The organism is Pseudomonas sp. S8, assembly GCF_050473925.1.
Classification (GTDB): domain Bacteria; phylum Pseudomonadota; class Gammaproteobacteria; order Pseudomonadales; family Pseudomonadaceae; genus Aquipseudomonas; species Aquipseudomonas parakoreensis.
The window spans coordinates 2,113,897-2,126,927 of sequence record NZ_JBFDVZ010000016.1 but is presented as its reverse complement, the minus strand read 5'-3'; the positions used below and the strand labels follow the sequence as shown (position 1 = coordinate 2,126,927).

The following is a 13,031-nucleotide window of genomic DNA, read 5'->3' as shown; positions in this document are numbered from 1 at the left end:
GATGGAGCAACATGCGATTACTCATTACCCTCGCTGCGCTGCTGGCGCTTGCCGGTTGCGCCGGCCAGCGCAGTCAGGAGCCGGCGCCGCGTGCGCCGGCTGAAGTGAAGGCTGAAATCGTCCGGCTGATGCCAGCCAAAGTGCCCGACCGTGAGGGCTGGGCCACCGACATCTACGCCGCGTTCGCCGCTCAGCACATCAGCCCGACCACACAAAATCTCTGTTCAGTGCTGGCCGTGGCCGAGCAGGAATCGACCTATCAGGTCGACCCGACGGTGCCGGGGCTGGGCAAGATCGCTCGCGACGAAATCGACCGTCGTGCCGCCAAAGTCCATATCCCGGGCCTGTTGGTCAGCGGTGCGCTGCAAGTGCGCTCCACCAACGGCAAGACCTACAGCGAACGCCTGAGCGCGGCGCGCAGTGAAAAAGAACTCAGCGCCATTTTTGACGACTTCATCGGCAGAGTGCCGATGGGCCGCACCTTGTTCGGCGGCTTCAACCCGGTGCACACCGCCGGACCGATGCAGGTCAGCATCGAATTCGCCGAGCAGCACGCCAAGGACTATCCATACCCGGTAGACGGCACAATCCGCCACGAAGTGTTCACCCGCCGAGGCGGCATGTACTTCGGCATCGCGCATTTGCTTGGCTACCCGGTGAGTTACCGCGAGCCGCTGTATCGCTTCGCCGACTTCAACGCCGGTTGGTACGCCAGCCGCAATGCCGCGTTCCAGAACGCCGTCAGCCGAGCCTCGGGCGTACCACTGGCGCTGGATGGCGACTTGATTCGCTACGACTCGATCATGCCCGGCAGCACCGAACTGGCGGTGCGCACCCTCGGCAAAGCGCTGGGCCTGCGCAACCCGACGATTCGCGATCAACTGGAAAAGGGCAAAACCCTGGAGTTCGAAGAGACCAGACTCTATCAGCGGGTGTTCGAACTGGCCGAGAAGGCTGAAGGCAAGACCTTGCCACGTGCCGTGTTGCCCGGGATCGTCCTGCAGAGCCCGAAAATCACCCGCAAACTGACCACAGCGTGGTTCGCCAAACGCGTGGATGAGCGCTACAAGCGCTGCATGGCCAAGGCCGGTTGACGCCGGTTCAAAGCACTTTGACGGCTCGGCCAATGGCTTGAATCGGCCCGGTCGGTTTACCGATCGGCGAGCCATTGGCGCCTTCCAGCGTCAGCTCGAACAGCTGATTCGGTTGCAGCGGCGGCAATTTATCCAGCGGCACCGAGAGCGTCTGCCCCGGTTTGACCAGCCCCAGCGACACCGGCCCTTGCCAGCCGTCAGCCTTGGTCCAGAACTCCAGCGCCTTGTCCGCCGGCACTTCGACCACGCCCAGCGGGATTAACTGAATTTCCCGTGGATTACTGGCCTGAATCACCCAGCCTGGCGCCTTGTCCTGCGGCGCGACCAGCACCACCAGATAATTCGGTTTCGGCGGGGTCTGGGTCAGCAGAATTGAACCCAGGACCAACGTCGCAGCCAGTCCGGCGGCGCTCAGCCCGCGCCACAGCGGCAGCAGATTCCACCACGAGGTGGTGGGCGTTTTATGCGTCAGTCGCTCGACGCTGCGCTCAATTCGCGGCCACAGGAGCGCCGACGGTTGCTGCGCTTCGGCATAGTCCGTCAGCTCCAGCAGCCGCCGTTCCCAGGCGTCCACCGCCGCGCGCAGATCCGGTTCATTCGGCAGACGTTTCTGCACCTCGATCCGTTGTTCAGCAGAGAGTGTACCGAGCACGTATTCGCCGGCCAGCTCATCACGTTCCTGCGCCGATTCAGTGGTCATCCCATGCACTCCCGCAAAGCGTTGAGGCTGCGTTTGATCCAGGCTTTGACCGTGCCCAGCGGCGTGTCCAGGCGCGCGGAAATCTGTGCATGACTATAGCCGTCGACATAGGCGTGGAGAATGCAGCTTCGCCGCTGCGGGTCGAGTTGTTCCAGACAACGATGGATCCGCGCCGAATGGCCCTGCACATCGAAGGCGTCCTCGTCAGGCTCGGCATCGTGTTCTTCGTTGAACGGCGTCTCCCGGCTTTGATCACGCAGCTGGTTCAACGCCAGATGTCGGGTCACGCTGAACATCCAGCCGCGCGCTGAACCGCGCGCCGGATCAAATTGCGCCGCACCGTTCCAGATCTTGATGAACGCCTCATGCACGATGTCTTCGGCCAGCGCCGTGTCACGTACCAGTCGCTTGGCCACGCCGAGCAGGCGCGGGCCTTCCTGCACGTACAAATCGCGCAGGGCCGACTGCTCGCCGCGGGCACAGGCAGCGAGACGGGCGTCGTAATCGAATTCAGATTCGGGTAAGGACATCTGGTGCAATCTAGTTCACATTCCGCAAACATCCAGAGAGTGCATTAGCTGTGTGGGAGCGAGCCTGCTCGCGAAGGCGTCGTATCAGTCAACTTATCCTTCATTGATATACCGCCTTCGCGAGCAGGCTCGCTCCCACCTTTGATTTCAGTGATCCAAAGATCAGTTCGCCGCCCAGAAAATGTAGTCGGCCTGATACTTCACCACTTCCTGCTTGCCCTTGTTCGCCGCCGTGCATTCGCTGCCTGGCGCCACGCCGCCCTTGAGCGCGACACGCTGGATATAACTCACGCCGCTCATCGCGCCTTTGCCTTCAGCCGGGTTGGCCTTGACCAGTTGATAGGGCAGGTTGCCCGGGCTCGACGGGGCGACGGCCAATTGCGTGCCGGTGACTTTCGAACCATCCTTGGCCTGCCAGGTGGCTGGCGGGCCGAAGTAGGTGCCGACCTGCTTGCCGCTGCGATCATTGAGCACCGCTTTCGGGCCGACGAAGGTCCATTCGGTCTGCCCGGCGGCATTGGGCTTGTCGCGGCATTCGTAAGTGATCTCGCCGACCCCGGTGGTTTCCATCGCGATCTTGTGGCCTTCCGGGACTTTGATTGCGTCGGGATAGTTGCTTTGGGCGAAGGTTGTCGAGGACAGGGCGAGCAAACCGGTGAGGCCAATCAGTTGAGTGATGTTCATCAGTGTTATCTCCGAAAGGGGTAGACCGCTGACAGCCGAAGAGGGCTGTTACAGGGACTACCCGTGGCGGAGGCGTTTGGATGCAGTGCCCGAAAAATATTCTCCAGGCCCCACCAATCCCCTGTAGGAGCTGCCGCAGGCTGCGATCTTTTGCTCTTGAAAAACAACATCAAAAGATCGCAGCCTGCTGCAGCTCCTACACAAGCTCGGCAGTTTTACGCGGGACGCTCAGGCCGGAGGCTTTCAGCAGTTCCTGGGTGTAGGGGTGGGTTGGCGCGGCAAAAATCTCCCGCGACGAACCCTGTTCCACCACCTGGCCATCCTTGATCACCAGCAAGTCATGAGCCAGCGCCTGCACCACCGCCAGGTCATGGCTGATGAACAGATAGGTCAGCCCATGCTTGATCTGCAGTTGCCGCAACAGCTCCACCACTTGTTTCTGCACCGTGCGATCCAGCGCCGAGGTCGGTTCGTCGAGCAGGATCAGCGCCGGCTCCAGCACCAATGCGCGGGCGATGGAGATGCGCTGGCGCTGGCCGCCGGAAAATTCGTGGGGGTAGCGATGGCGACTCTTCGGGTCGAGGCCGACTTCCTCCAGTACGCGAATCACCGCCGCCTCGCGCTCGGCCTCGGTGCCGATGCCGTGAGTCAGCAAGCCTTCGGCAATGATCTGCTGCACCGACATGCGCGGGCTCAGGCTGCCGAACGGGTCCTGGAACACCACCTGAATCTGCCGCCGCAACGGGCGCATCAAGCGCTGATTGAGCAGGCTCAGTTGCTTGTTGCCGAAGCGGATCTCGCCCTCGGATTCCACCAGCCGCAGGATCGCCTGGCCCAGCGTGGATTTGCCCGAACCGGATTCGCCGACAATCCCCAACGTTTTGCCGCGTTGCAGGCGGAAGCTGACGCCGTCCACCGCTTTGATGTACGCCTGCGAACGACTGAACAGCGCCTTGGGCAGTGGAAACCAGACCTTCAGATCATCGACCTCCAGCAGATTGTGTTGATACGCACTCGGCACCGGTACACCACTGGGTTCCGCTTCGATCAACAAGCGGCTGTAAGGATGTTGCGGGGTGCGAAACAGCGTCTCGCAGTCGGCCTGTTCGACGATTTCACCGTGACGCATCACGCACACCCGTTGCGCGATGCGCCGCACCAGATTCAGATCGTGACTGATCAGCAACAGTGACATGCCCAGGCGTTGTTGCAGTTCGATCAACAGCTCAAGAATCTTCTGCTGCACGGTCACGTCCAGCGCGGTGGTCGGTTCATCGGCGATCAGCAGTTCCGGCTCATTGGCCAGCGCCATGGCGATCATCACCCGTTGCCGTTGTCCGCCCGACAGCTGATGCGGATAGGCATTCAAACGCTGCAAAGGCTGGCGAATACCGACCAGTTCCAGCAGTTCCAGCGTCCGCTCACGTGCCGCGCGACCCTTCAGGCCTTTATGAATCTCCAGCACTTCACTGACTTGCTTTTCCACCGTGTGCAACGGGTTCAGCGAGGTCATCGGCTCCTGGAAAATCATCGCAATCCGGTTGCCGCGTAAACCGCGCAGGTGTTGCTCGCTGGCCTGCAGCAAGTTCACTCCGCTGTAAGTAATCGAACCGCTGCTGCTGACGCTTTTACCTGGCAATAAACGCAGGATCGAATGCGCCGTGACCGACTTGCCCGAGCCGGACTCGCCGACCAGCGCCAGACATTCACCACGGCGAATGTCGAGGTTCAAACCGTGCACCACGGCCTGCTCGCCAAAGGCCACGCGCAGGTCGCGAATCTCGATCAAATGGTTTTGCATGTCAGCTCCTCGGATCAAACGCGTCTCGGCAAGCCTCACCGATGAACACCAACAAAGACAGAATCAGCGCCAAGGCAAAAAACGCCGTCAGGCCCAGCCACGGCGCTTGCAGATTGCGCTTGGCCTGGCCAATCAGTTCGCCCAGTGAGGCGGTGCCCGCCGGCATGCCGAAGCCAAGAAAATCCAGCGCGGTGAGGGTGGCGATGGCGCCGGTCAGAATGAACGGCAAGTAGGTCAGGGTGGAGGTCATCGCGTTGGGCAGGATGTGCCGGCACATCAGCTCACTGTCGGTCAGCCCCAGCGCACGCGCGGCTTTGACGTATTCCAGATTGCGTCCACGCAGGAACTCGGCGCGCACCACATCCACCAGCGCCAGCCAGGAGAACAGCGCCATGATCCCCAGCAGCCACCAGAAACTCGGCGAGACGAACCCGGACAAAATGATCAGCAGATACAGCACCGGCAGCCCCGACCAGATCTCCAGCAGCCGTTGCCCGAGCAAATCCACCCAACCGCCGTAATAACCCTGCAACGCGCCGGCAACGATACCGACCAACGCACTGATGCCGGTGAGGATCAGCGCAAACAGAATCGAAATCCGTGTACCGAAAATCACCCGCGCCAATACGTCCCGCGCCTGATCGTCGGTGCCCAGCCAGTTGCTCGCCGAGGGTGGGCTGGGTGCCGGTTCAGTCAGGTCATAATTGACCGTGTCGTAGCTGAACGGAATCGGCGGAAACAGCATCCAGCCGCCCTGATCCTCGATCAGCGAGTGCACGTAAGCGCTGGCGTAATCCGGCTGGAACGGCAGCTCGCCGCCGAAATCGGTTTCCAGGTAATCGCTGAGGATCGGGAAGTACAAAGCGCCGTGGTAGCGGATCACCAAGGGTTTGTCGTTGGCAATCAGTTCGCCGCCAAGGCAGATCAGGCACAGGCCAATGAACAGCCACAGCGACCAGCGCCCACGGCGGTTGGCCTTGAACTGCGCGACCCGGCGCTGACCCAGAGGAGAGAGTGTGAACATCAGGCAGTCCTCGCCGAGAAGTCGATGCGCGGGTCGAGCAGGGTGTAGCAGAGGTCGCCGATCAGCTTGATCAACAGGCCGAACAGTGTGAACAGGAACAACGCGCCGAACACCACCGGATAGTCCCGCGACACCGCCGCTTCGTAACTCATGCGCCCGAGGCCATCGAGGTTGAAAAGGGTTTCGATCAGCAAGGAACCAGCGAAAAACACTTCGATCAGCGCCGACGGCACACCGGCCACCACCAGCAGCATGGCGTTGCGAAACACGTGGCCGTAAAGCACGCGGCGTTCGGTCAGACCCTTGGCCCGTGCGGTAATCACGTACTGGCGGCTGATCTCGTTGAGGAAGCTGTTTTTGGTGAGGATGGTCAGGGTGGCGAAGCCACCGATGACCAGCGCCGTGACCGGCAACACCAGGTGCCAGAGGTAGTCGCCGACCTTGCCCAACGTGCTGAGGTTGTCGAAGTTATCCGACACCAGCCCCTGCACCGGGAACCAGTTGACGTAGCTGCCGCCGGCGAACACCACGATCAGCAGAATCGCAAACAGAAACGCCGGCATCGCGTAGCCGATAATGATCGCGGTGCTGCTCCAGACATCGAATGCGCTGCCGTTGCTGATCGCTTTGCGGATGCCCAACGGGATCGAAATCAGGTAGGTGATCAGCGTCGCCCACAAGCCGAGCGACAACGACACCGGCAGTTTCTGCAGGATCAGATCGGTGACCTTGGCACCGCGAAAGAAACTGCTGCCCAGATCCAGCTGCGCGTAATTTTTCAGCATCAGCCACAGGCGTTCGTGCATCGACTTGTCGAAACCGTAGTGGTGTTTGATTTCCTCGATCAGCGCCGGGTCGAGGCCACGGCTGCTGCGCCCGGCACCGCCCGTCGCAGCGACTTCGCCACCACCGCCCATGCTGTGCCCGCCGAAACCTTGCAGACGCGCGATGGCTTGTTCCACCGGGCCGCCCGGCGCGGCCTGCACGATGAGGAAATTGACCACCAGGATGCACAGCAGCGTGGGGATGATCAGCAGCAAACGTCGACTCAGATAACGCAGCATGTCACTGGCCCCCCGCAAGCTGGGTGTGCATCTGTTGCGTGGTCAACGGCTTGGCCGAGACCTCCCACCAGGTGTTGAGGCCTTCGTCGTAAGCCGGTTGCACCGGCGGCATGCCGAAGCGGTTCTGATACACCGTCGGCGTGCCTTTGGAGTAGTAGTTGGGAATCATGTAGTAACCCCATTGCAGCACCCGGTCGAGGGCGCGGGCGTAATGCACCATGGCATCGCGGGTGTCGGCCTTGACCAGCCCGTCGATCAGTTGATCGACCGCCGGGTTGGCCAGCACCATCGAGTTCGAACTGCCGACTTGCGTGGCACTTTGCGAGGCGTACAGGCTGTACAGTTCGCGGCCGGGGGAGACGATCGGATCGCCACTGCGCGGGAAACTGGTGACGATCATGTCGTAGTCGCGGGCGTTGAGCCGATTGACGTATTGCGCCGAATCGATCCGGCGCAAATTCAGGGTGATGCCGATCTGCGCGAGGGTGCGTTTGAATGGCAACAGCATGCGGTCGAAGCCGCCCTGACCGTCGAGGAAGGTGAACGCCAGCGGCTCGCCATCGGCGTTGACCAGTCGGCTGTGTTGCGGCGTCCAGCCTGCCTCGGCGAGCAGTTTCAGCGCCTGCAACTGCTTGTCGCGTATATAGCCGCTGCCGTCGGTTTTCGGCGCCTGATAGACCTCGGTGAACACCTCGTCCGGGATCTGCCCGCGCAACGGTTCGAGGATCTTCAATTCCTCGGCGTCGGGCAGGGCGGTGGCGGCCATTTCACTCTTGGGCCAGAAGCTGTTCTGACGCACGTAGAAGCCGCGCATCATCTGCTTGTTGGTCCACTCGAAATCCCACAGCAGACTGATCGCCTGACGCACGCGGCGATCCTGAAAAATCGGGTTTTGCAGGTTGAACACGAAGCCTTGCGCCGCCGTGGGTTTTTCCGGGGCGAGAATCGCCTGTTGCAAACGCCCGTCACGCAATGCCGGGCTGTCGTAGCCGACCACGTAACCGGACGAAGAAAACTCGCGGTTGTAATCGAACGCACCGGCCTGCAGCAGTTGGCGAGCGACGTCGGTGTCGCCGTAGAAATTCACCGTGAGCGTGTCGAAGTTGTACATCCCGCGACTGACCGGCAGGTCCTTGCCCCACCAGTCCGGATCGCGCTGGAAACTGATGCTGCGCCCGGCGTCGACCTTGCTCACGCGATACGGACCGCTGCCCAGCGGCGGTTCGAAGCCGCCGCCGTTGGCGAAGTCGCGCGTCTTCCACCAGTGTTCGGGCACCACGCGCAGCGTCGCCAGGTCCAGCGCCAGGGTGCGGTTGAGGTTGTTCTTGAAGGTGAAGCGCACCTGCCGTGGGCCTTCGATCAGCACGTCCTGCACGTCGGCGTACTGCTGGCGATAACTGAGGCTGCCCTTGGTCATCAGCAGGTTGAAGGTGTAGCGCACGTCCTCGGCTGTGATCGGCGTGCCATCGGCGAAGCGGGCCTTGGGGTTGAGGGTGAAGCGCACCCAGAGCCCCTCGGGATCGCGTTCCATTTGTTGCGCGACCAGTGCGTAAACGGTGTAGGGCTCGTCGAGAGAACGGAACGCCAGTGGCGCATACACCCAGTCGTTGACCTGCACCACGGAAATGCCCTGATCGGTATACGGGGTGATGTAGTTGTACTGGCCGATTTCCATCGACGCGCGGCTGAGTGATCCACCCTTGGGCGCGTCGGGATTGACGAAATCGAAATGCTGGAAACCCGCCGGATACTTCGGCGCTTCGCCGTACACCGTCAGTGCATAGCTGGCGGCGGCCAGTGCCGGCACGGCAGCGCAGAGTAAAGCTCCGCCGAGCAGCAGGCCTGCCATGTTGCGCATGAATCTCATGAAGTTTTTCCTCTAAGCCCGAAAACTCACTGGCAACGCTGAAAACTGTGGGAGTGCCCTGTGGTGAGGGGATTTATCCCTGACCGGCTGCGAAGCAGTCGCAAACCCATTGCATGCGGTGATTCTGGTCATCCGCAGTTCAGGTTTTGGGGGCGCTTCGCACCCCATCGGGGATGAATCCCCTCACCACAAAAGCTCAGTCACACAAAGGATGTGTCCAGCCCTGGGGTCAGAAGTGATACGTCATGCGCGCAAACAGCGTGCGGCCCAGCGGGTCGGTGTAGCGCGGGTCATAGCCGCTCTGGAAGTTGTAGGCCTGGTTGGAGAACGGTGGGTTGCGGTCGAACATGTTCTTCATCCCGGCATCGACATCCAGCACCTTGTTGAAGGTGTAGCCGGCCGACAGGTCCCACACCGAATACGACGCCACGCGCGCATGGGTATCGCGGTCGTAGTCGTTGTAACCGGTGGTGAAACGGTTGGTCAGCGACGCCCTTGCGGCGCCGAAGGTCCAGCTGCCGGTGAGGTTGTGTTTCCAGCGCGCGATCACGCCGTCCCCTTCGAAATCGCCGACCTTGTCGGTGAACGGGCCTTTGATGGTGCTCTGGAAGTCGTAACTGTCGACGTAGGTGCCTTGCAGCCCCAGACCGAACTGACCGTACGGGGTGTTCGGGAAGCGGTAATCCAGCGACACATCGACACCGTTGGTTTCGACGATGCCGAGGTTGGCGTTGCCGGTGACGATGTAGTTGAGCGTGCCGTCGGCGTTGCGCACGAAGCGATCCGGGTAGCTGCCGGCCTGATCGAACACGGTGGATTCGGGGAACGGCTGGATCTGGTTGGAGATGTGAATCCACCAGAAATCCAGACCCACCGACAGGTTGCTGACCGGCTGATAGACGAAGCCCAGCGTCACGTTGCGCGCCTTCTCCGGAGCCAGATCTTCATTGCCGCCGATCTGATTGAGGAACTGCTGACCGCAATCGCGCCCGCCGTTGCCACCCGGTTGCACCACGCCGCCGGTGCACAGCACCGGATCGTTGTAGTAGCCCTGGGTGTAGGTGATGCTGCGCGGCGAGTACAGCTCGTACAGCGATGGCGCCCGGAACCCTTCGCTGTACGCGCCGCGCACCACCAGCTCTTTGAGCGGCTGATAACGGAACGAGTATTTCGGGTTGGTAGTGCTTCCGAAGTCGCTGTATTTGTCGTGACGCACAGCGGCGGACAGTTCGAGGCTGTCGAGCACCGGCACGTTGATTTCGGCGTACGCGGCTTTCACGCTGCGGTCGCCCTCGACGCTGCCGGCCGGGTCGATGCCGAGGCTCTGGATGTCACCGGCAAACTGTTCGAAGTCCTGGTGGAATTTCTCTTTGCGGTACTCGCCACCCAGCGCCAGACCGGCCGGCCCGGCACCGAACCAGTCACCGATCTCGCGACTGACCCGTCCGTCAAAACCGGCCACGCGGCCAACGGCGGTGGAGTAGGCGCCGTGGTACATCGCGGCGTCGATGTACTGCTGACCGGCGGCCGATTGCGGGCCGAACGGGTTGAGCAGGCCACTGGCCAGACCGTTGATCATCGCCTGATCGCTGACATAGCCGCTGGTGACGCTGGAGACGATTTTGTTCTGGTTGTACGAGGCGCCGACGTTGTAATCCCAGCCGCCGACCAGACCGTCGAAGCTCAGCAGAAAGCGCTGGCTGGTGTTTTGGTCTTTCGATTCGCGCGGGCCGGCGGCGGTTTCGCGCCAGTTGACGTCGACCGGTTGCGTCGGGTCGAGGGCGAAACCGGTCGGGCCGGGGGTGATGCCGTTGCCGGGGTAGTACGGCGACGAGGAATCCAGGCTCAGGCCGGTGAGCGGGGCCGGGCCGACCGCCGTGGCGTTGTTGTTGCGTGACCAGAAGTATTCGAGGTTGACGTTGTGATCGTCGCCGAGTTTGCCGGTGGTCTTGCCGAAGAACGAGGTCTTTTCGGTTTGCGGAATCAGGTCGATGTATTCGCGGGTGCTGAAGCGGCACAGGCCATCGCGCGCGACCAGGTTCGGCCCGTTGCAATTGCTGTTGGCCAACGGGTTGGTGGCGTTGCCGTTCTGGCTGTAGTTACCGGGGAACGCGGTGCCGGAGGTCTGATCGAGGCCACGACCAGGATCGTAGTCGCGGGCGAAGGAGCGGTCGTTGGCGTCGAGGTTCTGCTGCTTGTTGTAGTTGAACACGCCGAGCACGTTGAAGCGGTCCTCTTCCAGATCGCCATAGCCCCAACTGGCGCTCATGTCTTTGGTGGCACCGCCGCCGCTGTGGGTCGGGGTTTCGCCGCCAAGGGTGAGCTGGCCGTCGGTCAGGGATTTTTTGGTGATGAAGTTGATCACGCCGCCGATGGCGTCGGTGCCGTACAGGGCTGATGCGCCGTCGCGCAGAACCTCCACGCGCTCGATGGCGGCAAACGGGATCATGTTCAGATCCACCGCGCCACCGGCCGAGTTGGTGCCGGACAAGGCATTGTTGGCCAGGCGTCGACCGTTGAGCAGCACCAGGGTCTTGTTCGCGCCGATACCACGCATGTCGGCAAACGAAGCGCCACCGGTGGCGGCGCCGACCGAGCCTGCGCTGTTGTTGATCGACTGGCTGCCGGTGATCCGCTGCACCAGTTCGGCGGTGGTGGTCACGCCCTGTTTGCGCAGCTCATCGGCTTTCAGAATGGTGATCGGCACCGCCGTTTCCGCATCGACCCGGCGAATCGCCGAGCCGGTCACTTCCACCCGTTGCAGTTGCGTGGTCGGTGCCACCACTGCGGCTGCAGCGGGGACGGCGGCGTTGTCGTCCTCGGCGGCTTGCACGGTCCCGGCGCCCATCCCCATGGCCACCAGGTACAACGGAACAAAACGGTGACGAGAAATCGTTGCCACCAAAGGTTTGAGCGTGAAGCGTGGAGTGTTCATCAGCATGGTTGTTTCCGACTTGATCAGACGTTATCGAATTGGCCTTGTGAGCCCCTCATTGCTCCGCTTTCGGTGATACCGCATGCGGAAAGCCACTTTCTTCAAGCAAGCCGATCCCCTCCGAAGACGTCTGGCGTTTTTCGGTCGGCTGATTGCGACGGGAAGCGGTTCGCGGTGTCGGGCGCGTTTCTCAACGCGCGCCCGACACCGCACTCAGTGGGTGGTCATCACCGAAATCTTGCTGATGCCCGAGCGTTCGATGGACGCCATGGCCTTGGCCACCTGGCCGTAATTGACGTTGGCGTCGGCCTGCAGCTGCACGCGCACCTCGGCGTCCCTGGCCTTGACCTCCTTGAGGCTGGCCTCCAGAGATTCCGGTGCCAGTTCGGTTTTCGCCAGGTAGAACTTGCCGTCCTGATCGACGCTGACCACCACCGGGTCTTTCTTCTCGGCGGGGGCGACGGCGTCGGTTTTCGGCAGGTTGACCTTGATCGCGTTGGTCATCAGCGGTGCGGTGACGATAAACACCACCAGCAGCACGAGCATCACGTCCACCAGCGGCGTGACGTTCATTTCGCTGAGCACTTCATCGCTGTCTTGAGTGGAAAAGGACATCAGCTGGCCTCCCGCACGGCGGCAGTGGTTTTGCTGGCGATGGCCTGGCGGCTGATGGAAAACGCGCTGCGCGAGGCGAGGGCGTCGAAGTCGTGGGCGAAGTCATCCATGTCTGCCGAGGCCAGTTTCAGGCGACGCAGAAAGAAGTTGTAAATCAGCACCGCAGGGACCGCGACGGCGATCCCGACGCCGGTGGCGATCAGCGCGTGACCGATCGGCCCGGCGACCGCTTCAAGGCTCGCCGAACCGGTTTCGCCAATGCTTTGCAGGGCTTCCATGATCCCCCACACGGTGCCGAACAGACCAATGAACGGCGCGGTGCTGCCGATACTGGCGAGGATCGCCTGGCCGTTTTCCAGCGAGCGGCGTTCTTTCTGGATCTGCTGGCGCAGGTTGCGTTCCAGGCGATCGGAACGGTTGATGGTGTGCGCCAGTTGTTGCGTGGTCCGCGGCGATTCTTCCACCAGCAAGGCTTCGAAACCGCTGCTGGCGATGCGCGCCAGCGAGCCCGGATACTGGCTGGCATGTTCGGCGGCGGTCAGCAGATCCGGCGCGCCCCAGAAGGCTTTGCTGAATTGTTTGTTCTGGGCTTTCTGGCGCAGGTATTGCGCCGACTTGACCAGCAGGATCGCCCAGCTGACCACGGAAAACAGCACCAGGCCCCAGAGCACCCCGGGGACAATCATCGAAGACAGTGAATTGTTCATCGCTACACCT

General features: G+C 61.8%; 11 protein-coding genes. 1 reads left to right on the top strand and 10 read right to left on the bottom strand.

Features of this window, described 5'->3' with window-relative positions:
• Positions 1 to 11: 11 nt before the first annotated feature.
• Positions 12 to 1,094 (top strand): DUF1615 domain-containing protein, encoded by a 1,083-nt coding sequence (locus AB1J88_RS10800; protein WP_430291037.1) that lies wholly within the window; start codon positions 12 to 14, stop codon positions 1,092 to 1,094.
• A gap of 7 nt (positions 1,095 to 1,101) precedes the next feature.
• Here AB1J88_RS10800 and AB1J88_RS10795 read toward each other — a convergent pair whose 3' ends face one another.
• The 10 genes from AB1J88_RS10795 to AB1J88_RS10750 all read right to left on the bottom strand — a co-directional run bounded on the left by AB1J88_RS10795 (position 1,102) and on the right by AB1J88_RS10750 (position 13,021).
• The gene (locus AB1J88_RS10795; protein ID WP_430291036.1) at positions 1,102 to 1,794 is read right to left on the bottom strand and encodes an anti-sigma factor; all 693 of its coding nucleotides are present in this window, start codon (positions 1,792 to 1,794) and stop codon (positions 1,102 to 1,104) included.
• Positions 1,791 to 2,324, bottom strand: a complete 534-nt coding sequence (locus AB1J88_RS10790; RefSeq protein WP_145596476.1) for a sigma-70 family RNA polymerase sigma factor — start codon at positions 2,322 to 2,324, stop codon at positions 1,791 to 1,793. Before AB1J88_RS10790 ends, AB1J88_RS10795 begins: the two co-directional genes overlap by 4 nt.
• A gap of 162 nt (positions 2,325 to 2,486) precedes the next feature.
• Positions 2,487 to 3,008: a DUF3455 domain-containing protein gene (locus AB1J88_RS10785; RefSeq protein WP_225138259.1), complete on the bottom strand. Its 522-nt coding sequence runs from the start codon at positions 3,006 to 3,008 to the stop codon at positions 2,487 to 2,489.
• Positions 3,009 to 3,204: 196 nt separating this feature from the next.
• Entirely contained in the window at positions 3,205 to 4,809 is a 1,605-nt protein-coding gene (locus AB1J88_RS10780; protein WP_430291035.1) for an ABC transporter ATP-binding protein, read from the bottom strand.
• A 1-nt stretch (position 4,810) separates the two neighbouring features.
• The gene (locus AB1J88_RS10775; RefSeq protein WP_041074044.1) at positions 4,811 to 5,833 is read right to left on the bottom strand and encodes an ABC transporter permease; all 1,023 of its coding nucleotides are present in this window, start codon (positions 5,831 to 5,833) and stop codon (positions 4,811 to 4,813) included.
• Positions 5,833 to 6,897 carry a microcin C ABC transporter permease YejB gene (locus tag AB1J88_RS10770; protein WP_430291034.1) on the bottom strand — a complete coding sequence of 355 codons (1,065 nt, stop codon included), beginning with the start codon at positions 6,895 to 6,897 and terminating at the stop codon, positions 5,833 to 5,835. Before AB1J88_RS10770 ends, AB1J88_RS10775 begins: the two co-directional genes overlap by 1 nt.
• A 1-nt stretch (position 6,898) precedes the next feature.
• Positions 6,899 to 8,764: an extracellular solute-binding protein gene (locus AB1J88_RS10765; RefSeq protein WP_430291033.1), complete on the bottom strand. Its 1,866-nt coding sequence runs from the start codon at positions 8,762 to 8,764 to the stop codon at positions 6,899 to 6,901.
• Between the two features lie 229 nt (positions 8,765 to 8,993).
• Positions 8,994 to 11,705, bottom strand: a complete 2,712-nt coding sequence (locus AB1J88_RS10760) for a TonB-dependent receptor (RefSeq protein WP_430291032.1) — start codon at positions 11,703 to 11,705, stop codon at positions 8,994 to 8,996.
• A 207-nt stretch (positions 11,706 to 11,912) separates the two neighbouring features.
• On the bottom strand, positions 11,913 to 12,314 hold the full coding sequence (locus tag AB1J88_RS10755; RefSeq protein ID WP_430291031.1) for an ExbD/TolR family protein: 402 nt from the start codon (positions 12,312 to 12,314) through the stop codon (positions 11,913 to 11,915).
• The gene (locus tag AB1J88_RS10750) at positions 12,314 to 13,021 is read right to left on the bottom strand and encodes a MotA/TolQ/ExbB proton channel family protein (RefSeq protein WP_007966644.1); all 708 of its coding nucleotides are present in this window, start codon (positions 13,019 to 13,021) and stop codon (positions 12,314 to 12,316) included. Before AB1J88_RS10750 ends, AB1J88_RS10755 begins: the two co-directional genes overlap by 1 nt.
• Between the last annotated feature and the right edge of the window lie 10 nt (positions 13,022 to 13,031).